This window comes from Streptomyces sp. H27-H1 (assembly GCF_026627445.1).
Lineage (GTDB): Bacteria > Actinomycetota > Actinomycetes > Streptomycetales > Streptomycetaceae > Streptomyces.
Genome location: NZ_JAPNLJ010000005.1, coordinates 77,259 through 97,896, shown reverse-complemented (window position 1 = coordinate 97,896; position 20,638 = coordinate 77,259). Strand labels below are relative to the sequence as shown.

20 protein-coding genes are annotated in these 20,638 nt (G+C 71.0%); 12 read left to right on the top strand and 8 right to left on the bottom strand.

Translation table 11 applies throughout. The features are described from left to right. Nucleotides 1-219: 219 nt before the first annotated feature. Nucleotides 220-429 carry a DeoR family transcriptional regulator gene (locus tag OTB20_RS06800; protein WP_267815689.1) on the bottom strand — a complete coding sequence of 70 codons (210 nt, stop codon included), beginning with the start codon at nucleotides 427-429 and terminating at the stop codon, nucleotides 220-222. 32 nt (nucleotides 430-461) lie between these two features. Beyond that, complete coding sequence (locus OTB20_RS06795) at nucleotides 462-1,673, bottom strand: PTS transporter subunit EIIC (protein WP_267815850.1); 1,212 nt, start codon at nucleotides 1,671-1,673, stop codon at nucleotides 462-464. Between the two features lie 287 nt (nucleotides 1,674-1,960). Here OTB20_RS06795 and OTB20_RS06790 point away from each other — a divergent pair, with 287 nt between their 5' ends. Continuing rightward, entirely contained in the window at nucleotides 1,961-2,437 is a 477-nt protein-coding gene (locus OTB20_RS06790) for a macro domain-containing protein (protein ID WP_267815688.1), read from the top strand. 169 nt (nucleotides 2,438-2,606) lie between these two features. Here the strand turns inward: OTB20_RS06790 and OTB20_RS06785 are convergent, their stop codons facing one another. From OTB20_RS06785 to OTB20_RS06770, 4 genes are all read right to left on the bottom strand, one after another. Further along, entirely contained in the window at nucleotides 2,607-2,792 is a 186-nt protein-coding gene (locus OTB20_RS06785) for a hypothetical protein (protein ID WP_267751338.1), read from the bottom strand. Nucleotides 2,793-2,859: 67 nt separating this feature from the next. Next, on the bottom strand, nucleotides 2,860-3,867 hold the full coding sequence (locus tag OTB20_RS06780; RefSeq protein WP_267815687.1) for a YdcF family protein: 1,008 nt from the start codon (nucleotides 3,865-3,867) through the stop codon (nucleotides 2,860-2,862). A 31-nt stretch (nucleotides 3,868-3,898) separates the two neighbouring features. Next, nucleotides 3,899-5,470, bottom strand: coding sequence for an N-acyl-D-amino-acid deacylase family protein (locus tag OTB20_RS06775; RefSeq protein ID WP_267815686.1), 1,572 nt, complete (start codon nucleotides 5,468-5,470; stop codon nucleotides 3,899-3,901). A gap of 4 nt (nucleotides 5,471-5,474) precedes the next feature. Then, nucleotides 5,475-6,752, bottom strand: a complete 1,278-nt coding sequence (locus OTB20_RS06770) for an amino acid deaminase (RefSeq protein WP_267815685.1) — start codon at nucleotides 6,750-6,752, stop codon at nucleotides 5,475-5,477. A gap of 206 nt (nucleotides 6,753-6,958) precedes the next feature. Between OTB20_RS06770 and OTB20_RS06765 the strand changes: the two genes are divergently transcribed. The 3 genes from OTB20_RS06765 to OTB20_RS06755 all read left to right on the top strand — a co-directional run bounded on the left by OTB20_RS06765 (nucleotide 6,959) and on the right by OTB20_RS06755 (nucleotide 10,053). Next, the gene (locus OTB20_RS06765) at nucleotides 6,959-7,726 is read left to right on the top strand and encodes an IclR family transcriptional regulator (protein ID WP_267815684.1); all 768 of its coding nucleotides are present in this window, start codon (nucleotides 6,959-6,961) and stop codon (nucleotides 7,724-7,726) included. Then, nucleotides 7,723-8,142, top strand: coding sequence for a RidA family protein (locus OTB20_RS06760; RefSeq protein WP_267815683.1), 420 nt, complete (start codon nucleotides 7,723-7,725; stop codon nucleotides 8,140-8,142). Before OTB20_RS06765 ends, OTB20_RS06760 begins: the two co-directional genes overlap by 4 nt. A 75-nt stretch (nucleotides 8,143-8,217) precedes the next feature. After that, complete coding sequence (locus OTB20_RS06755) at nucleotides 8,218-10,053, top strand: serine/threonine-protein kinase (protein WP_267815682.1); 1,836 nt, start codon at nucleotides 8,218-8,220, stop codon at nucleotides 10,051-10,053. A 104-nt stretch (nucleotides 10,054-10,157) separates the two neighbouring features. On the opposite strand, the gene OTB20_RS06750 is transcribed toward OTB20_RS06755, so the two are convergent. Together OTB20_RS06750 and OTB20_RS06745 are read right to left on the bottom strand one after the other, a co-directional pair. Next, the gene (locus OTB20_RS06750) at nucleotides 10,158-11,495 is read right to left on the bottom strand and encodes a M14 family metallopeptidase (RefSeq protein ID WP_267815681.1); all 1,338 of its coding nucleotides are present in this window, start codon (nucleotides 11,493-11,495) and stop codon (nucleotides 10,158-10,160) included. Between the two features lie 128 nt (nucleotides 11,496-11,623). Beyond that, entirely contained in the window at nucleotides 11,624-13,321 is a 1,698-nt protein-coding gene (locus OTB20_RS06745; RefSeq protein WP_324290344.1) for a chitinase, read from the bottom strand. Between the two features lie 349 nt (nucleotides 13,322-13,670). Between OTB20_RS06745 and OTB20_RS06740 the strand changes: the two genes are divergently transcribed. Genes OTB20_RS06740 through OTB20_RS06705 form a run of 8 tightly spaced genes read left to right on the top strand, consistent with a single transcriptional unit; the run spans nucleotide 13,671 to nucleotide 20,637 of the window. Beyond that, complete coding sequence (locus tag OTB20_RS06740) at nucleotides 13,671-14,573, top strand: hypothetical protein (RefSeq protein ID WP_267815680.1); 903 nt, start codon at nucleotides 13,671-13,673, stop codon at nucleotides 14,571-14,573. Between the two features lie 42 nt (nucleotides 14,574-14,615). Continuing rightward, nucleotides 14,616-15,317 carry a Flp pilus assembly protein CpaB gene (gene cpaB, locus OTB20_RS06735; RefSeq protein WP_267815679.1) on the top strand — a complete coding sequence of 234 codons (702 nt, stop codon included), beginning with the start codon at nucleotides 14,616-14,618 and terminating at the stop codon, nucleotides 15,315-15,317. A 7-nt stretch (nucleotides 15,318-15,324) separates the two neighbouring features. After that, on the top strand, nucleotides 15,325-16,632 hold the full coding sequence (locus OTB20_RS06730) for an AAA family ATPase (protein WP_267815678.1): 1,308 nt from the start codon (nucleotides 15,325-15,327) through the stop codon (nucleotides 16,630-16,632). 57 nt (nucleotides 16,633-16,689) lie between these two features. Further along, nucleotides 16,690-17,022, top strand: a complete 333-nt coding sequence (locus OTB20_RS06725) for a TadE/TadG family type IV pilus assembly protein (RefSeq protein WP_267815677.1) — start codon at nucleotides 16,690-16,692, stop codon at nucleotides 17,020-17,022. Between the two features lies 1 nt (nucleotide 17,023). Beyond that, nucleotides 17,024-17,431 (top strand): TadE/TadG family type IV pilus assembly protein, encoded by a 408-nt coding sequence (locus OTB20_RS06720; RefSeq protein WP_267815676.1) that lies wholly within the window; start codon nucleotides 17,024-17,026, stop codon nucleotides 17,429-17,431. Beyond that, nucleotides 17,428-18,798: a CpaF family protein gene (locus tag OTB20_RS06715; protein ID WP_267815675.1), complete on the top strand. Its 1,371-nt coding sequence runs from the start codon at nucleotides 17,428-17,430 to the stop codon at nucleotides 18,796-18,798. The genes OTB20_RS06720 and OTB20_RS06715 overlap by 4 nt, the downstream gene beginning before the upstream one ends. Next, nucleotides 18,795-19,733 (top strand): type II secretion system F family protein, encoded by a 939-nt coding sequence (locus OTB20_RS06710; protein ID WP_267815674.1) that lies wholly within the window; start codon nucleotides 18,795-18,797, stop codon nucleotides 19,731-19,733. Before OTB20_RS06715 ends, OTB20_RS06710 begins: the two co-directional genes overlap by 4 nt. A 13-nt stretch (nucleotides 19,734-19,746) precedes the next feature. Continuing rightward, nucleotides 19,747-20,637: a DUF5936 domain-containing protein gene (locus OTB20_RS06705; RefSeq protein WP_267815848.1), complete on the top strand. Its 891-nt coding sequence runs from the start codon at nucleotides 19,747-19,749 to the stop codon at nucleotides 20,635-20,637. Nucleotide 20,638: the final 1 nt, after the last annotated feature.

The window sequence follows — 20,638 nt, the reverse complement described above, 5'->3', positions numbered from 1 at the left end:
GTCCCCTTTCGTGCGAAGGCTTGGCGCGAGTGCCGCACGCCCTTGGAAACCGGGGCCGGTCCGCCGCTCCGGCCTGCGTAATGAGTGGGGAGGAGGAGGGGGCCGGACCGGGTGTTGCGCTCGTCACCCCGTCCGCTCCCGGGTGCGCGCGGGAACGCGAAAAGGGGCGGGCCACCACCGTCGGTCAGTGGTGTCCCGCCCCCGCTTTCGGGGTGGAACTCAGTCCATAGCGGCCGTGGCGGCCGCCCCGGCCGTCGTCGCCGCTCCGGAGCGGATCCGGCGGATCCGGCCCTGGGCGTCCAGGTGCTGGAGGTCCCGGTGGATCGTCATCCGGCTCACGCCCAGTTCCCGTACGAGGTCCGCGACCCGTACGCGGCCCTTGGCCCGTACCGCGCCGGCGATCAGGTCCCGGCGCTCTCCGCAAGGCATTGCCTGTCCGGGAGTGCGCTGCGCGGGCACGGCTACTTGGCCTCGGCCTTGAGGATCTCGGCGAGCTCCTCGTCGGATTCGCGGCCCGGAGTGGGGAGGTTCCACTTGGTGATCGCGAAGCGGAAGATGAAGTAGTACAGCGCCGCGAAGCAGAGCCCGATGCCGGCCAGGCCCCACGGGTTGGACGCGATGCCGAGGTTGAGGAAGAAGTCGATCGCGCCGGCCGAGAAGCCGAAGCCGTCCTTCATTCCGAGCGCCCAGGTCAGCGCCAGGGAGACGCCGGTCAGGACCGCGTGGATCGCGTAGAGGACCGGGGCGATGAACATGAAGGTGAACTCGATCGGCTCGGTGATGCCCGTGACGAAGGCGGTGAGCGCGAGGGAGAACATCATGCCGCCGACGACCTTGCGGCGCTCGGGGCGCGCGCAGTGGGTGATGGCGAGGCAGGCGGCCGGGAGGGCGAACATCATGATCGGGAAGAAGCCCGTCATGAACTGTCCGGCGCTCGGGTCACCGGCGAGGAAGCGGGCGATGTCGCCGTGCTTGCCGTCGAACTCGCCGGCCTGGTACCAGGGGAAGGAGTTCAGCAGGTGGTGCATGCCGACGGGGATGAGCGCGCGGTTGGCGACACCGAAGATGCCCGCGCCGACGGCGCCCGAGTTGACCAGCCACTCGCCGAAGCCGTGGATGCCCTTGCCGAGGACCGGCCAGATCAGACCCATGACGATGCCGATGGCCAGGCCCGCGAAGGAGGACAGGATCGGGACGAGGCGGCGGCCGCCGAAGAAGCCAGCCCAGTCCGGCAGCTTGGTCCGGTAGAACTTCTGGTAGAGCAGCGCGGTGACGATGCCCATGACGACGCCGCCGAGGACGCCGGCGTTGACCGGCGCGTCGACCAGGGCGACCTGGTGGTCGACGACCTTCTCGATCTGCGGCACGTTGCCGTCGGTGAAGGTGCCGAGCACGTTCGAGAAGACGAGGTAGCCCGCGACGGCCGCGAGGCCGGTGGAACCGTCGGCCTTCTTCGCGAAGCCGACCGCGATGCCCACGGCGAAGAGCAGCGCCAGGTTGTTGAAGACGGCGTTGCCGCCGGCCGCCATGTACTTGGCGATCTCGTTGCACCAGCCGGGCAGGGAGGCGCTGCCCAGCATGTCCCCCTGGCCGAAGCGCATCAGCAGCGCGGCGGCCGGCAGCACGGCGATCGGCAGCATGAGGCTGCGGCCGAGGCGCTGCATGACCGCCATCGCGGCGGAGTTCTTCTTGGCAGACGGGGCCGTCTGCTCGGCTGTACTCACGTTGCTTCCTCCAGAGGAAACGGGTGTGTTGCCAAGGCGGGCAGCGCTTGTGTGGGCTGGGCAACAGCTAAGGAAAATGCGCCATTTGCAGCGCGATGTTCCAGTTGTAACACGGTTAAAACCGCATAAACTCATGGTCGGACAGACTGTGGACCTACGTCCCGAAGGGTGGGGTCGCAAGCCTCGGCGGGCCGGTGCCTTCCGGCGGTGTCACAGGGGCCGGGTACCTTCCGGGCATGTCAGAGCTGAAGATCATCGCTGGAGACGCGAGCAGTCCGCAGGCCAGGGGGCCGAAGATCATCGCGCACGTCTGCAATGACCTCGGAGGCTGGGGAAAGGGCTTCGTCCTCGCGCTCTCGAAGCGCTGGAGCGAGCCGGAGGCCGCGTACCGGGCCTGGCACCGGGCGCGCAGCGGAAACGACTTCGCGCTCGGCGCGGTCCAGCTCGTCCAGGTCCGCCCGGACACCTGGGTCGCCAACATGGTCGGCCAGCGCGGCATGCGCACCGGCAGCGGCGGCCCGCCCGTCCGCTACGAGGCGATCGAGCACTGCCTCGCGCTCCTGGCGGCCCACGCCGCCGAGCTCGAGGCCTCCGTCCACATGCCGCGCATCGGCTGCGGGCTCGCGGGCGGCAAATGGTCCCGCATCGAGCCGCTGGTCCTGGAGCAGCTGTGCGCGAAGGGCGTGCCGGTCACGGTGTACGACTTCGGCTAGCCGGGACCCACAGGGTGAAGGGTCGGTGCGCAGGGGTTCGCGCGTACATGGGGAGGCGGGGCGGGGCCGCTCCGTGGAGCGGTTCCCGCCCCGCCTTCTCGCCGGTTCCCGGGGCTCCGCCCGCAAAGCGGGAGGGGCCCCGGGCGAGGCTTGTCCGGGGCTTGACCGGCTAGGGGAGGTAGCGTTCGAGCGCCCTCGCGCCCTCCTTCTCGATCAGCTTGCGGGCCTTCTCGACCCGTTCCGGGGTCACGTCCTGGCCGCGTGCCATGACGAGGTCCTCGGGGTCGAAGGGGTGCTCCGAACCCGTGTAGAGGTGCGCGGGGCGCTTGGGCTGCTGGTCCGATCCACTGTCCATGGCTACCTCCTGCGGTGTCCCCCTGGCCCCATCCTGCGGCGGCGCCCCCATGAACGCACCTCGGCCGTCAGACCGACAGGGCCATCGCCACCGACAGGGCGACGATCGAGCCGCAGATGCCGACGTTCACGGCCCTGTGCTCCCAGAACACCGCCACGAACTCGCGGATCGTCGAGCTCGGCCAGAAGTACTTCGCCGTCGGCGATCCGAGCACCTGGCCGTTGACGCCGGCCTTGCGGGCCATCATCGCGGCGCGGAAGGCGTGGAAGTTGTTGGTGACCACGACGCAGCGGTAGGAGGGGTCGTCCGCCTCCATGACCGTCCGGCTGAACTGCAGGTTCTCCTCCGTCGTGCGGGAGCGGTCCTCCAGCCGCAGGTGCTGCTCGGGCACGCCCTCGGCGATCAGCCAGTCGGCCATCGCCCGCGCCTCGGCGACCTTCTCGTCGTTCCCCCTGCCGCCCGAGGTGAGCAGGAGCGGCACGCGTCCGCCCCGGGCGATCTGGGCGTCGTGGATGGCCCGTCCCTTGCGCAGTCGCGAGGCCAGCAGCGGTGGGACCCGGTCGCCGCCGGTGAGGCCGCAGCCGAGCATCACCACGTAGTCGACGTCCCCGCGCACCTTGGTCCGGCCGTAGAGGATGGCGTAGGCGAGGAAGCACAGGAAGAGGAAGGAGACGTACCCGGTCAGGAGGACCACGCCGACGGCCACGGCGTCCCATACGGCGGAGCCCTGGTTGGCCACGGTCAGGACGAACAGGATCAGGGCGATGATCCCCGCCCCCGCCATGAAGGAGAGCAGGTTGCCCGGGCTGCGGCCCTCCTTGCGGACCATCGTCAGGCCGTTGCCGATCAGGAACACGGAGAGGGCGACCGTGCCGAGGGAGGGGATCAGGAAGACCAGCGCGACGATGACCGTGGCGAGGTCGTGGGGCAGGCCCGGGACCAGGGTGAGCAGGCCGATCGACAGGAAGATGAGGGTGAGGCCCAGGTAGACCGCGTTGCGGAAGAGCCTGCGGTCCTCCCGGACGCTCACGCCGAAGAGGACGAGGAAGAGGGCGGCGGGGACGAAGGCCAGCATGTCGTTCATCGTAGGTGGGAAGTGTGAACGGCTAGCGGCCTCGGTGCGGGGTGCGACGGACGGCCCGCCCGGCCAGGACGTCGGTCCTGCGGCCGTCCCGCACGACGAAACGCCCGTCGATCAGGACGTGCGGGATCCCGGTCGGCAGTGCGCGCGGATGCTCGTACGTCGACCCGGCCGCGACCGTCAGCGGATCGAAGAGGACGAGGTCGGCCCGGTGGCCGACGCGCACCAGTCCCCGGTCCGGCAACCGCAGGCGGGCGGCGGGGCGGCCGCAGAGGTGGGCGACGCACTCCTCCAGGGAGAGGACGCCCAGCTCGCGCACGTAGTGCCCGAGATAGTGCGGGAAGGTGCCGTAGGCCCGTGGATGCGGTTTCGCGCCCTGCAGGATGCCGTCCGAGCCGCCCGTGTGGACCGGGTGGCGCATGATGGCCCGTACGTTCTCCTCGTGCCCGACGTGCTGCAGGATGCTCGGGCCGAGCCGGTCGCCCAGCAGCAGCCGCCGGGCCGTGTCCCAGTCGGGGACGCGCGTGCCCACGTACGCGCCGAAGGCCGGATCGGTGGTCCCGGCGATCTCGATCGTCGACCAGTCGACCGGCACCCCGTGGCAGCCGTCGGCGCCCTCCACCTCCAGCGCGTACCGGATCCGCTCGGCCACGGCGTCGTCGCGCAGGCGCGCGAGGACCGCTTCGGGACCGCCCTCGTTCGCCCAGCTCGGCAGCAGGGCGACCAGGGTGGTGCAGCCCGGGGTGTACGGGTAGCTGTCGAGGGTGATGTCGGCGCCGCCGGCCAGCGCCCCGTCGAGGAGGGCGAGCAGCTCGCCCGCCCGGCCCTGGTTCTCCCCGAAGTTCATCGTGGCGTGCGCCAGGTGCAGGGCGCAGCCGGCCTCGCGGGTCAGCTCGACCATCTCCGCGTAGGCGGCCAGGGCGCCGCGGCCGTACGAGCGGTGGTGCGGGCAGTAGTAGCCGCCGTAGGCCGCCACGACCCGGCACAGCTCGGTCAGTTCGGCGCCGGACGCGTACATGCCCGGGGTGTAGGTGAGCCCGGAGGACATGCCCACGGCGCCCTGCGCGAGGCCCTCGGCGACCAGGCCGCGCATCCGGTCCAGCTCGGCCGGGGTCGCGGGCCGGTCGCCCCAGCCGACCACGTGGGCGCGGACGGTGCCCTGGGGGACGAGGTAGGCGGCGTTGACGGCGATGCCCTGCGCGTCGAGCCGGTCCAGGTAGCCGCCGACCGTCCGCCAGTCGAAGTCGATGTCCTCGCCCGTGCCGTTCCAGCCGGCGATGGCCGCCCGCACCTCGTCCAGCGTGCGGTCGTCGACGGGGGCGTAGGACAGGCCGTCCTGGCCGAGGACTTCGAGGGTCACGCCCTGCGCGGCCTTCGCGCTGTGGTCCGGATCGCGGAGCAGGGCGAGGTCGCTGTGGGCGTGCATGTCGATGAACCCGGGTGCGAGGACGAGACCGTGGGCGTCGAGCGTCCGCCGTCCGCCGCCCGCGATCCGGCCCAGTTCGGCGATGCGCCCCTCGTGGATGCCCACGTCGGCGGTGTACGAGGGCCCGCCCGTGCCGTCGACGACGCGGGCCCCGCGAATGACCAGGTCCATGGTTCTAGAAGAACGTCCGGACGTACTCGGTGACCGTGCCGTCGGCCTCCACCACCGGGATCAGCGGCCACTTCTCGAAGATCGTGCACGGGTGGGACATGCCGAGCGCCACCCAGTCGCCGACGTCCAGGTCCTCGGCGCCGTCCGTCTCCAGCCAGGTGTGCTGGTCGGAGAGCTTGAGGACGCGGACACCCGGGGCGGGGCGCTCGGCGCCGCTGAGGGGATCGCGTACGAGCTCCACCTCGGGCAGGCCCAGGTCGTAGGCGATGTCGCGCTTGCCGGCGTTGATGAACGCCTGGGTGGGGGAGGGGCGGGAGACGACCTGCGCCCAGAGCCGGAAGGCGGGACGCAGGCCGCCCTCCTCGGGGATCCGGTTGAAGGGGGTGAGACGGGTGTACCAGCCGTGGTCGTGGGAGACGTACGCGCCGGAGCGCAGCAGCTTCAGGACCGGCTTCGACAGCTCCGGAATCTCTGCGAACACGTCGGCGACGGCGTCGAACCAGGCGGAGCCGCCCGCGCTCACCACGATCTCCTCCGTACCCGTGAACCGGCCCGACTTGTCGAACTCGACGGCGAGGCCGGTGAGCCGGCGCAGGTACGCGTGCACGGAGTCCGGGTCGGCGCCGGGGACCTCGGCCTCGTACCCGGCGATGCCGACCAGGCGCAGCGTGTCCGTCCCCGCCACCGCGTCGGCGACGGCCCGGCAGTCCTCGTCGCTACGGGCCCCCGTGCGGGCGCCCTCGCCGGCACCGAGCTCCACGACCACGTCGACGCGCACGGAACCGCCCCGCAGGGCCCGGTCCATCAGCTCGACCCCGCGCACGGAGTCCACGTAGCAGACGAACCGGAAATCGGGGTCGGCGGCGAGCTCGGCGGCGACCCAGCGCAGGGCGGCGGCGTCGACGAGCTCGTTGGCGAGGAAGATGCGCCGGATGCCGAAGGCGCGGTAGACACGGGCCTGGTGGGGGACGGCGGCCGTGATGCCCCAGGCGCCGTGCTCCAGCTGACGGTGGAACAGCTGCGGCGCCATGCAGGTCTTGCCGTGCGGGGCGAAGGCGAGGCCGTGCCGCTCGGCGTAGCTGCCGAGGGCGGCGAGGTTGTGGCTCAGGGCCTCGGCGTCGAGGGTGAGCACGGGCGTGGTGAACCCGCCGGTGTGCAGATTGCGCCGCTCGGCGGTGAGCTGCCCGACGGTGAGGCCCGCCTGCCCCGCGTCCGGGGGGAGGCCCTTGAACCGGTGGTCGACCGGCTCCTGGGCGAGGGCCTGGACGGGGTCGCTGGGCATGTGCGTGCCTCCCGGGGCGTGGCGTGCGCTGCGTCTGCTGCTGGTTCTACGACTTCTACTTCTACTTCTACTTCTACGACTTCTACGACGTTTGCGGCTCTTGCTGTTGCATGCACCGCAACGGCCGTTGCGTGCGTCGCTGCATGCTGTCTAACATCCCGGATGACGGCGGGTCAACGGGGCCCACGGACCCGGAGGTGCACGGCGTGAGCCAGTCGGTGGAGCGGGCGCTGCGGATCATGCCTGCCCTGGCCAAGGGCCCGGCCGGGCTCGGCGCGGTCGCCGAGCTGCTCGGCGTGCACAAGAGCACCGCACTGCGGCTGCTGCGCACCCTCCAGGAACACGGCTTCGTCTACCGGCAGGGCGACGGACGCTACCGGCTCGGCGCCGCCCTCTTCGCCCTGGCCGCCGAGTCCATCGAGAACCTCGACATCCGCGACATCGCGCATCCGCACCTGCTGGAACTGAACCGGGTCACCGGGCACACCGTGCACCTCGCCCTCCACCAGGACGACGAGGTGGTCTACGTCGACAAGGTCGACAGCCGCTACCCGGTGCGGATGTACTCGCGCATCGGCCGGCCCGTCCCCCTCACCGTCGCCGCCGTGGCGAAGCTGCTGATCGCCGACCTGCCGCAGGAGGAGCGCCGGGCCCTCGCACGGCGCATCGAGTACCCGGCCTACACCGCACGCTCCACGCCTGACGCCGACGCCTACCTGCGCGAGCTGGAACTCGTCCGCGCCCAGGGGTGGGCCACCGACCTGGGCGGCCACGAGGAGGCCCTGAACTGCCTGGCCGCCCCCATCCGCGGGCCCGGAGGCCGTGTGGTCGCCGCCATGTCCGTCTCCGCCCCCGGAGTGGTCCTCTCCACCGAGGGACTGCTCGAACTGCTCCCGCTCGTACGGGAGTCCGCCGATACCATCGGCCGCGAGTACTCAGGCTCGGGCCCCGCACAGGAAGAAGGCAGACCGTGACCGAGAAGATCGCCATCACCCCCGCCACCCACACCGCGCCGCCCGCGAAGTTCTCGCACGGCGTCCGCAAGGGCAACATCCTCCAGGTCGCCGGCCAGGTCGGCTTCCTCCCGCACGTGGACGGGCAGGAGCCCACCTCGGCCGGCCCGACCCTGCGCGAGCAGACCCTCCAGACGCTGGAGAACGTCCGCTCCGTGCTGGAGGCGGGCGGGGCCACCTGGGACGACGTGATGATGCTGCGCGTCTACCTCACCGACACCACCCACTTCGAAGAGATGAACGGCATCTACAACGCCTACTTCGAGGAGCAGAACCTGAAGGAGGTCCCGTCCGCCCGCACCACCGTGTACGTGGGCCTCCCGGGCGGCCTGCTGATCGAGATCGACGCTCTTGCGGTCCTGGACCCTGCGGTCTGAAGCGAGTTGGGTACGCTCTCGGGTGACTTCGGGGCGCAGGCGGGGCCGGTCCGCCGCTAGCAGGGATGGTTTCTCATGGGCAGTGCACCTTCGGCCGGCTTCTTCCAACCGCTGGCGGCGGACGATCCGGCCGTCGTGGGCGGTTACCGCCTGACGGCGGTCCTCGGCGCCGGCGGCATGGGCAAGGTGTACCTCTCGTACACGCCCGGCGGGCGGCCCATCGCCATCAAGGTGATCCGGGCCGAGTTCAGCGAGGACCCCGAATTCCGGCGGCGCTTCCAGCAGGAGGTGCGGGCCGCGGAACGGGTCCAGGGCCTCTACACGGCTCCGGTCATCGACTCCGACACCGAGGGCTCGCAGCCATGGCTGGCCACCGCCTACGTTCCCGGCCCCTCGCTCTCGCACGCCGTGGGCCTGCACGGTGCACTGCCCGTGCGCAGCGTGCTGCTGCTGATGGTCGGGGTCGCCGAGGCCCTGACCGTCATCCACGGCGCGGGCATCGTCCACCGCGACCTGAAGCCGGCCAACGTCCTCCTCGCCTCCGACGGCCCCCGCGTCATCGACTTCGGCATCGCCCGCGCGGCCGACTCCACCGCCCTGACCAGTACGGGCGTCAGCGTCGGCACCCCGGCGTTCATGGCGCCCGAACAGGCCTCGGTGGGCACCATCACCCCGGCCACCGACATCTTCGCCCTCGGCCAGATCGCCGCCTTCGCGGCGACCGGATCCTCCGTCTACGGCGACGGCCCCTCGCACGCGGTGCTCTACCGGATCGTGCACGAGGCCCCCGACCTCAGCGCACTGCCCGACGAGCTGCGGCCCGTGGTGACCCGCTGCCTCAGCCGCGACCCGGCCGACCGCCCGACCCTGACCGAGATCATCGAGCTGTGCCAGGCCGCCTCGGCGGAGCCGCTGCGGCAGGGGGAGGACTGGCTGCCCCGCGCGGTCGCCGGTTCCCTCACCGAGCGGCTGCAGCAGCTGCCGGCCCCGGCCCCCACCCCGCCGCCGCAGCCGTACACGCCGACCGCCCTGGCCTCGGAGCAGCAGCAGGCCGCTCCGACGCAGACGGCGCCGCCGAAGGCCGGTCCTGGCCAGGCCGTGTCGGCGCCGTCCGCGCCGGGCGCGGTGCCGCCCGGCTACCAGACGCCGCCGCCGTCCGCGCAGCCCTCGTACGCGTACCCGCAGCCCTCGTACCCGCAGCCCTCGTACCAGCAGCCCAGGTACTCCCAGCCGACGTACTCGCAGCCCAACTACACCGCCCCGGGCTACAACCCGCCGCCGCCCTTCCACACCCAGGGCTTCGCGCCGCCCCCGGCCCCCCGCAAGCGGACCGGGCTGATCGCCACCGGGGTCATCGTGGCCTGCTTCATCGGACTCGTGGTTCTCGGGTCCCTGCTGCCGGACGACTCCGACAAGGGCGGCGCCAAGGGGTCCGGCGGCGCCACGGCCGGCACCGGAGCCCCGTCGGGGGCCCAGAAGCGGCCCGACCCGCAGCCGGTCTCGTACAAGGGCATCGACGTGCCCGAGGACCACCAGCTGATGTTCGCCGACAATCCGCCGCGCCCGGCCGAGGAGCCGACCGGGGCCGGAGTGTCCTACGGGGACGCGGACCTCTACTACTACCGGGACAGCCTCTTCGGCGAAGAGAGGTTCGGCACCGCGAACGGGAAGCTCGTCCTGCTGAACAACTCGGAGAAGGGCTCGCTGGAGACCTGCCGCGCGGTGACCCGCTTCACCGAGAAGATCGGCATGGACCAGCTCACGGACGGATCGCAGGTCTGCATGCTGAGCAAGGCCGGGCACATCGCGCTGGCGACGTTCCGCGGCAAGTCGGGAGCGAAGGACGCGAGCAGGTACATCACCGTCGACCTCACGATCTGGCGCAACGCCGAGGCCCCGTCGAAGGACTGACCGGCCCCCAGCGAAGGGGCGGGGCCGCAGCCGAGGGGGCGCACCACACGTGAAAGGGGCGCCCCCCTGGCGGTGGGGCGCCCCGGCTCATGCGGCGGAAGCCGCTACGGGCAGTACTGCGCCTGCTTGCCGATCGACCGGTACATGCAGTCGGCGTTCTCCAGCAGCTGCAGCACCGCGTCCTTGTTGCGCGCCGTCTCGCGGTCGATGACCTCGTCGGGCGGGTAGAAGCCGCCGCCGCCGGAGCCGGTCGGGTACATCTCGAAGGTGTAGGCGAAGATCTTCTGGCTGCCCCACAGCCAGTCGTCGATCGTCCCGTCGGTGATGTACAGGTCGCTCGACTGCTCCGGCGTGTAGCCGTTGCTGGCCGCCATGCTGGTGCCGATCTTCTTGTACACGGCCAGGTCGTCGGCGGTCAGCCCGGGCGCCGTGTCGTTGTACGTCCACCCGAACGGCCACAGCACGAGCTCGCTGTACGTGTGGAAGTCGATGGCGGCCGTGATCTGCTGCTTGCCGCTGATGACGCGGCTGCGCACGAAGTCCGAGACCACCTTCACCTCGGGCGCCGACTCGGCCGCCGCGCCCCGGTAGGTCTCGGAGCTCTTGCTGGAGCTGGAGCCGCCGCAGCAGCCCCACTTGTAGTTCCAGTTGCGGTTCTCGTCCGTGCCGATGTAGGAGGAGCCGGCGTTGGGCTGCCGGTTCTTGCGCCAGGAACGGTAGGAGCCGGAGGCGATGTCGTACTCGCCGCCGTCGGGGTTCAGGTCCGGCACGATCCAGATCTCGCGGCCGTTGACCGCGTTCGTGATCCGGGAGTCGGTGCCGTACTTGGAGCCGAACTCCTTGAGCAGGTAGAGGGCCATCTCGACCGTCAGGTGCTCACGGGCGTGCTGGTGCGCGGTGAAGAGCACCTCGGGCTCGGCCTCGTCCGTGGCCACGTTGTCACTGATCTTGATCGCGATCAGGTCCCGGCCTTGGTAGGACTTCCCGATGACCTTCTTGCTCATGATCGAGGGGTACTGGGCGATGCGCTGGTCGATCTCCGCGTTCGCCTCGGCGTAGTTGTGGTAGAGCGCGTCCTTCGTCGGGAAGTCGTTGATCCCGGCGGCGATGGCGCGCCCGTCGGAGCGGTCCGGCGGTCCGGGCAGGGCGGTGAGCTCATAGCCGAGTGCGCGCAGGCCTCTGGCCTGCATCGTGTCGGCGCTGACGACGACCGAGCGGGCGTCCACCTCGTCGATGGAGACGCCGGTACGGAGCAGGGCGGTGCGTTCGGCCGCCGAGGCCGGGCCCTGGATCTCGTACTGGACGATCGACTCGTCCTGGGTGGCGGTCGAGGGGGTGGGCGGCGGGGCTGCCGTCGCGCTCAGGCCGTAGGCGGGTGCGCCGAGCGCGAGCGCGAGAAGGGCCGCCGTGACGGCGGCCCTTCGGCGGTGGTGGAGCCGCATGCGTTCTCCTGGGTGGGAGTGTGGGGGTAGCCGTGCGGACGCGCACAGCGTGCTCTCGTGGCATGTTCGGGTCAAGAATCCGAAATCAGCCAACAGGCCGGCACCGGCCATCCCCCCACACCTACCTGCTACGGCAGGCCGTGGACCTTGGGACCCACCGCGTTGGACCAAGCGCTACCCGCCTTGGCATCCCAGTTGGTCGACCAGGTCATCGCGCCGCGCAGACCCGGGTAGGTCTTCGACGGCTTGAAGGTTCCACAGCTCGTGCCCTTGGCCAGGCAGTCCAGCGCGTTGTTCACGACGGTCGGCGCGACGTAGCCGCTGCCCGCGCCGCTGGGGGAGGCCGGGACCCCGATGCCCACCTGTGAGGGGTCGAGCCCGCCCTCGAGCTGGATGCAGGCCAGCGCGGTGAGGAAGTCCACCGAGCCCTGGGAGTACACCTTGCCGTCGCAGCCGAGCATCGCCCCGCTGTTGTAGTACTGCATGTTGACGACGGTCGGGATGTCCTTCACCGCGAGCGCCGTCTTGAAGTAGCCGCCCTGCGTCGACTGCATGTCGATGGTCTGCGGGGCCATCGTGAGGACGAAGGAGGAGCCGGCCTTGGCCGCCAGCGCGCGCAGCGCCTGGGTCATGTAGGTCGGGTTGAGGCCGTTCTCCAGGTCGATGTCGATGCCGGTGAAGCCGTACTCCTGCATCAGCGCGTACGCGGAGTTCGCGAGGTTGGCCGCGGACGCCGAGTCGTTGACCGAGATGGTGCCCTTCTCGCCGCCGATGGAGAGGATGACCGACTTGCCGGCCGCTTTCTTCGCGGCGATGTCGGCCTTGAACTGCGGGACCGTGTAGCCGCCGAGTCCCGCCGAGTCGAGGTTGAAGGTGATGCCGCCGGGCGTGGTCGTGGCGTCGGCGAAGGAGACGGCGATGATGTCGTACTGCGCGGACACGTCCGAGATCTTCTGGACGGTCGCGCCGTTGTTGAAGTTCTGCCAGTACCCGGTCAGCGCGTGCTTGGGCACGGACGGGCTCGGGTTGCCGCCCCCGCCGCTCGTGGTGGTGCCGGTGACGGCCGCGCCCTTCGTCCCCTCGCCGGCCGCGTTGTACGCGCTCACCTGGAAGGAGTACGAGGTCGATGCGGCGAGCCCGGTGATCTGCGCGGAGGTTCCCGAGGTCACCGTCTTGACCCGGACGCCGTCCTGATACACGTAATACCCGGCCGCTCCGCCGACCGTGTTCCACGAAAGGGTGAGCCCGCTGGCGCTCTGGCCGGAAACGGCGCTGCCGGCGGGGGCTGCGGGGATGGTCGGGGAGGGATCGGTGCCGCCTCCGCCGTCGGGGCCGAAGACGCTGAACTCGTCCACGACGAAGCCCGGCTGGCCGTACCAGCCGTGCGTGTAGACGGTGACCTGGGTGGTACTCGGTCCCGTGGTGAAGGTGGTGGACAGCTTCTGGAAGCCGCCGCCGGTGCCGGGGGTCCAGGTGGAGACGTCCTGGGTGCCGGTCCCGGTCGCGCCGAGGTACACGTACGAGCCGTTGACCTGCTCGCTCAGCGTGTAGGTCGAGTTCGGCTTGACCGTGACGACCTGGCTGCACTGGCCCTTGTCCTGGCCCGCCGGGGTGGCCTTGAGGGCGGCGGCCCCCGCGAAGACGGGGGAGGAGACGGTGGCGCCGCTGCCGGCGGTGCACGTCCAGTTGGCGAGGCCGGACTCGAAGCCGCCGTTGCGCACGACGTTGACGTCGGCGGCCTGGGCGGTGCCCGCGGCGAGGGCGGTGAGCCCGCCGGCGGCGAGGGTGACGGCGAGCGGGATGGCGAGGGAGCGTATGCGGTTCACGTGGGCTCCGGTGGGGGGAGTGGGGACATGAGGGCGCGTCAGCGAGCAAGTGGGGTGCTCAGCGGCCAAGTTGGTCTAGTCCAATGCCCATGTCAAGGGTGTTTGCGATATGGCTTGAACCGATCGGCCCGCACACCGCTTTCCGATCCCAGATGTCCAGATATTCCCGCCCCTGGTGACACGTGCCCGTGGCACGGGAATCGACAAGGCCCTGCCCTGTCAGGAAGGACGCGGATATGGTGCTGGGGCAAGGGGGAAAGGTGTTGATCGTTTGCGGTCGCGCAGTATGCGCGCACGCACCACGGTCAGGGGAACACCCGTGGATTGCCGGGTGAACGGGGGGATGCGCATGCCGACCGCCATTGCTGTCACCAGTGCCGATCTGGTGCTGCCCGCCCCGGACCGGCACACCCCGGCCGCCGCCGTACTGCCGCCGCCCGAAGAGCTCGACCTGGAGGGCGCGCTCGCCCAGACGGCCTCCCTGCTGGAGCGCCACGGCCACCTCGTGGTCCTCGTACCGGCCTGGCTGCGGACCTCCGCCGTCCGCCGTCTGCACACCGTCCGGGCCATCCTGGAAACCGACCGGATCGCACTCGTGGACGTCGACCTCCCGCCGCTGGGAACCGCGCTGCTGGCGCGTCAGCTGCGCCAGCTCAGCGTCTGCGACTTCAGCCCCGGAGTCCTCGCCTCCGCCGCCCGGCTGCTCTCGCACTACGTCTACGCGGGCGCGCTGCTCGGCTCGGTCGCCAAGCTGGACCGGGTACCGGTCGGGCTCAAGGCGCACGCCAAGTCCTGGTCCCCGAGCGCACAGTTCGCCGTACTGGCCCATCCGACCCCGCACCTGGTCAAACTGGGGTCGGGGTCCGGCGGTACGCACGGCGGCGGCGCGACGCTCCCCCCGGGCCCGGACTTCGCCACCCACCTCACCTTCGCCCGCGGCCAGCTCGCCGGCGACTGGGTGGCCTCCGACCTGGCCCCCGCCTGGAAGGTCCAGGGGGTGATGGAGAACCCGCTGCCGGCCGACTCGCCCGCCTGGTGGGCCACACCCAAGCTGGTCGAGTTCGCCGCAGGCATCCCGGACCCCTCGGTCCTCTACCAGCTCGTCGCCTCGGTCCGCCGCGAGGAATGCCGCTGGTGCGGCTTCGAACTCATCGGAGACCGCTGCGGGTTCTGCGCGGCCCCGCTCATCGCACCGCCCCCGCCCCCGGCGCAGACAGCCGCGGGCTCCCGCCCCAGATCCGGACTCCGATGATGACCGGCCCGAACGAACGAAGAACGGCGAGGTAGTACGGCCATGAACTCACGCCAGCGCCGCGGCGTCATCCTGCTGATCCTGTCGGTCCTGTGCGCCCTCGCGGCCTTCGGCGGAGTCCTCGTGGTGATCGGCGACGTCAATTCCAAGGTAGGCGCCGAGGTCGTCGCCTACCGGGTGAAGGGCGACATAGCCCCGTACACCCCTCTGGCGGCCGCCCAGTTCGAGCAGGTCACGGTCCCCCAGCGGTGGCTGTCCGGTACCGCCGTCACCGACCTGGGCGTCCTCAAGGACAAGCTGGCGCTCACCACCCTGAAGAAGGGCTCGCTGCTCCAGATCGACATGTTCGTCGACAAGCCGAAGCTCCAGGCCGGCGAGCAGGAGATCGCCATCATGATCGACGCCTCGACGGGCGTGGCCGGCAAGGTCACCCCCGGCGCCAAGGTCAACATCCTGGGCACCTTCAAGGGCAAGAAGCAGACCGACCCCGACGTCTCCGTGGTCATGGTGGCCAACGCCCGCGTCATCAACGTCGGCAAGCTCACCCCCCTCGACAAGGACAGCGACAAGGACGGCCCCGCCGAAGCCGTGCCGATCACCTTCGCCCTGACCACCAAGGACACCCAGCGCGTCGCCTACGCCGAGTCCTTCGCCGTGCACGTGCGCCTGGCCCTGGTGGCCCCCGGCACCAACTCCTCGCCCAACCCGAACGACCACTTCTACACCCTCGAAGGGGACAGGTGAGGCGCCGATGACCACCCGAATCATCCCCGCGGTCGGCGACCCCGAGGCCGCCCGCGTCATCGCCACGCTCCTCAGCCAGCTCCCGGGCGCCGAGCCGGCCGCCCCGGTCCCCGACTCCACCTTCCTCCTCGACATGCTGGCCCGGCTCGCCACCGAGTCGATCGACGAGCTGCCCGAGGTGGTCCTCGTACACGAGCGGATCGCCCCGCTCCCGGCCCTCGACCTCATCCGCGAGGTCGCCCTGCGCTTCCCCGCGGTCGGCGTCGTCCTCGTCACCTCCGACGCGAGCCCCGCGCTGTTCTCCGCCGTCATGGACTCCGGCGCCCGCGGCCTGATCGGCCTGCCCCTCACCTACGAGGAGCTCGCCGCCCGCGTCCAGGGCGCCGCCCAGTGGTCCGTGGGCGTACGCCGCCACCTGGGACGGGGCCCGGAACTCCCCACCGGCCCGGGCGGCAAGGTCGTCACGGTCACCGGCGCCAAGGGCGGAGTCGGCGCCACCTTCACCGCCGTCCAGTTCGCCTTGGCCGCAGCGGCCGCGGGACGGCGCACCGCCCTGGTCGACCTGGACCTCCAGGCCGGCGACGTCGGCTCCTACCTCGACGTACAGTTCCGGCGCTCCATCGCCGACCTCGCCGGCATCCAGGACATCTCCCCGCGCGTCCTGCAGGACGCCGTCTACGACGACCGCACCGGCCTGGCCCTGCTGCTGGCCCCGGCCGACGGCGAACGCGGCGAGGAGGTCGACGACCGCGCCGCCCGGCACGTGATCGCCGCCCTGCGCGCCCGCTACGAGCTCGTCGTCATCGACTGCGGCACCCAGGTCACCGGCGCCAACGCGGCGGCGGTCGAACTGGCGGACGTGGCCGTCCTGGTCACCACCCCGGACGTGGTCGCGGTACGGGCGGCCAAGCGGATGGTCCGGATGTGGGAACGGCTCCAGGTCAGGAAGGCCGAGGAAACGACCATGGTCGTCAACCGCTGGAGCAAACAGACCGAGATACAGCCCGCCCTGATCGAGAAGATCACCAAAACCCGGGCGGTACGCACCCCCGTCCCGGCCGCGTTCAAGGAACTCCAGGCCGTAGTGGACGCGGGCCGGGTCCAGGACCTGGACAACCGCTCGACGGTGAAACAGGCCCTGTGGGCGGTGGCAGGGGAACTAGGCCTCCTGGCCGCTCCCGACGCCGACCCCGCGGCCTCCCCGCAGCAGCCCGGAGCGGCCCTGGCCGTACGCGGCTCCGGCCCGGTGGCCCGACTGCGCGGCGGCGACCGGGGCACGCTCGGGCCCTGGCTGCGGCGCGGGCGGGAGGGCTGAGGGGTGGCGGGTCTTGGACGCCGCCGGGTCCGGTGCCGGGGGGATCAGGGGCAGGTGGTGTTCGAGTTCGTCGGCATGCTGCCCTACATCCTGCTGACCGTGGTGGCGGTCTGGGAGTGCGTACTGATCGGCTACGCCTACTCCCTGGCCGGGAACGCGGCGGACGAGGCGGCGCGGGTGGGGGCGGTGCACGGCGTAGGCGCGTGTCAGGAGGCTGCGGGGGAGCACATCTCCGGGGCCTGGACCATGCCCCCCGCGAGCTGCGGGAAGTCGGGGAACCTCTTCAAGGCCGAGGTCCGTCTCAACCTCCCGATCCTGTTCCCGGGGTTCAACATCGGCGTCCCCATCATCGGTACGGGCGGCTCCCCGAACGAGGAGAAGGAGGAGTGAGATGAACCGGATCCGCACCACCCGCACCACCCGCACCATTCGCGAAGGCCGTCGCGACAAGGGCCAAGTCGCGCTGGAATACATCGGGTTCCTCCCCATCCTGCTCCTGGTCGGGCTCGGCGGTATTCAGCTGGGCTGGTCCGCGTACGTGGTCCAGCAGGCCCAGACGGCCGCGCGTACGGCGGCGCGCGTGGAAGCGCGCGAGCCGGGCGAGGGGGCGCAGGCCGGCCTGGCGGCGATCAGGCCGAGCCTCGTGGCCGGTGCGGTGGTCGACGTGAACAAGACCCCGGACGCGGTGCGGGCGACGGTGCGGCTCACGATCGATTCGATTGTGCCCGGGGTGGGCCAGAAAACCGTCACCCGGACCGCCGTCATGCCCAACGACGACCCTGAGGTGACCGGACCATGAGCCTGCGTTCCAGGGTCAACACCCCCGACGACCGGCACAACCCGCGCGAGGACGGCCGCCTGGTCTCCTCCTACCGCGCGAAGCTGCTGGAGGAGATCGACCTCGCCGAGATGTCCGCGCTCGCGCCCGCCGAGCGCCGCGCGCGCCTGGAGCGGGTGCTCGGCCACATCATCAGCCGCGAGGGCCCGGTCCTCTCCACCGCCGAGCGCGCCCAGCTCATCCGCCGGGTCGTGGACGAGGCCCTCGGCCTCGGCGTGCTCGAACCGCTCCTCGAAGACCCCACCATCTCCGAGATCATGGTCAACGGTCCCGACCAGATCTTCGTGGAACGCTCCGGCCGCGTGGAGCAGCTCCCGCTGCGCTTCGCCTCGCACGAGCAGCTGATGCAGACCATCGAGCGCATCGTGTCCACCGTCAACCGCCGGGTGGACGAGGCCAATCCGATGGTCGACGCCCGCCTGCCCAGCGGTGAGCGCGTCAACGTCATCATCCCGCCGCTGTCCCTGACCGGCGCCACCCTCACGATCCGCCGCTTCCCCCGGGCCTTCACCCTGGCCGAGATGATCGGACTCGGTTCGCTGGACGAACAGATGCTGCTCCTGCTGTCGGGCCTCGTGACGGCCAAGCTGAACGTGATCGTCTCCGGCGCCACCGGCACCGGCAAGACCACCCTCCTCAACGCCCTCTCCGGCCTGATCCCGGAGGGCGAGCGCATCATCACCATCGAGGACTCCGCGGAGCTCCAGCTCCAGCAGGCGCATGTCATCCGACTCGAATCCCGCCCGGCGAACGTGGAGGGCAAGGGCCAGATCACCATCCGGGACCTGGTCCGCAACTCCCTGCGCATGCGCCCCGACCGCATCATCGTCGGCGAGGTCCGCGGCGGCGAGACGCTCGACATGCTCCAGGCGATGTCCACCGGTCATGACGGCTCGCTCGCCACCGTGCACGCGAACAGTGCGATCGACGCCCTGATGCGCCTGCAGACCCTCGCCTCGATGTCCGAGGTGGAGGTCCCCTTCGAGGCCCTCCAGGACCAGATCAACAGCGCCGTCAACATCATCGTCCAGCTGACCCGCTTCGGTGACGGCACCCGCCGCATCACCGAGATCTCGCTGCTCGACTCGCACGGCCGCGAACCGTTCCGGATCACGACGGTCTGCCGCTTCGCGGCCATGCCCATGAGCGCGGACGGCCGGGTCCACGGCCGCTTCGAGTACTACCCGCTGCCGCGCTGGCTCGCCGACCGCCTCTACATGAACAACCAGCCGATCCCGCAGGCCTTCGGGGTCGCACCGGAGGACGCCCCCTTCACCGATCCCCTCACCGGTCCCCTCACCGCTCGTACCACCCGGACTGCCCTGTGAACCCGCTGATCCTCCTCGCCCTCGGCGCCACGCTGCTGACCTGCGTACTGGCGGTCCTCGGCATCCACGCCTACGCCACGGGCCGCGCCCAGCGCGCCGCGCTCATCGAACGCCTCTCGGCGACCGGCCTGCCCGAACCCCTCGGCCGCACGCGTCGCTTCCGGGGCGTGGACCGGCGCCTGCGCAAGACCAGGCTGGGTCGCGCCATCGAGACCAAACTCGCGGTGACCGGCCTGGACCTCACCGTCGGCGAGTACTTCGTCTACATGCTGGCCACGGTCGCCGGGATCTGGCTGGTCTCGGCCTCCTTCCTGGCCCCGTTCTTCGGCCCGGTGGCCGGCCTGATCGCTCTGTGGGGGGCCAACGCCTTCCTCAACTGGCAGCGCGCCCGGCGTACCGAGCGGTTCATCAACCAGCTCCCCGACCTGGCCCGGATCCTCGCCAACGCCACCCAGGCCGGCCTGGCCCTGCGCACGGCCATCGGCATGGCGGCCGAGGAGCTGGACGCACCGGCCGGCGAGGAACTGACACGGGTGGCCGACCGGCTCGCCGTGGGGCACTCCATGGAGGATGCCCTGGGCGAGATCGAGGAACGGCTGCCCTCCCGGGAACTGGTCGTCCTCGTCTCCACCCTCGTCCTGTCCGCCCGAGCGGGCGGCGCCATCGTGGGGAGCCTGCGCAACCTGACGGTGACGCTGGAACAGCGCAAGGAAACCCGCCGTGAGGTCCGTACACAGCTGTCCCAGGTGACGGCCACCGCGTACCTGGTGCCGGTGATGGGGGTCGGCTCGCTGCTCCTGGTGGACTCGATGATGCCGGGCGCACTGGACCGCATGACGGGGTCCGTCATCGGGCAGACCGCCGTGCTGGTGGCCCTCGGGCTCTTCGCGCTCGGCTTCCTCTTCATCCGCCGCCTGTCCAAGATCGCCGTCTGAGGAGGCCGGAATGATCGCGCTGCTCCTGGCCCTCGCCGTGGCCCTGTCGGTCTTCGGTGTGTTCCACGGCATCCGGCTCTACCGCGCCGACACCAAACTGCCGAGCGACCTGATGCTGGCCCTGGAAGTCGGCGCCACCCGCACGACGGCCGTCGGCTCGCTCATCGACCGCGTCGGGATCCGCTACGCACCGCTGGTACTGCGCCTGATGGGCCCGGACCGCGTCGCGCGCAAACGCCGCCAGATCGACACGGCGGGCAACCCCTCCGGCCTGACCATCGACCGCTACGCCGCCCGCCGCGCGGTCTACGCCTTCCTGGGCGGCGTGGGGGCCTTCGCCATGCTGATCAACGGCCGGCTGATCCTCGCCCTGCTCATGGTCGCCTTCGGCCTGTTCTGGATCGAGGCCGGGCTCTGGTCGGCGATCCGGATCCGCCGCGACCACATCGAGCGGACGCTCCCGGACTTCCTGGACGTGCTGGCCGTCGTGGTGAGCGCCGGGATCGGTTTCCGGCCCGCGCTGGAACGGGTCGCGGACAAGTACGAGGGCCCCTGGTCCGACGAGATCCGGATCACCCTCCAGCAGATGACCATGGGTGTCAGCCGCCGCCAGGCCTTCGACGAGCTGCGCCGGCGCAACGACTCCGAGCAGGTGGCGCAGTTCGTCACCGCCCTGCAGCAGGGCGAGGAGCTGGGCTCCCCCATCGTGGACACGCTGATCGCCATCGCCGAGGACATGCGGCGCACGGACGCCCAGAACGCCCGCCGCCGGGCCGCCAGGGCCGTTCCGCGGGCGACCTTCGCCGTCACGACGTTCATGCTGCCCGGGACGATGATCCTGCTGATCGGCGGGTTCGTGTACGGCGCGGACGTCGACTTCGGCCTCCTGTTCGGGGGCGGCTGAG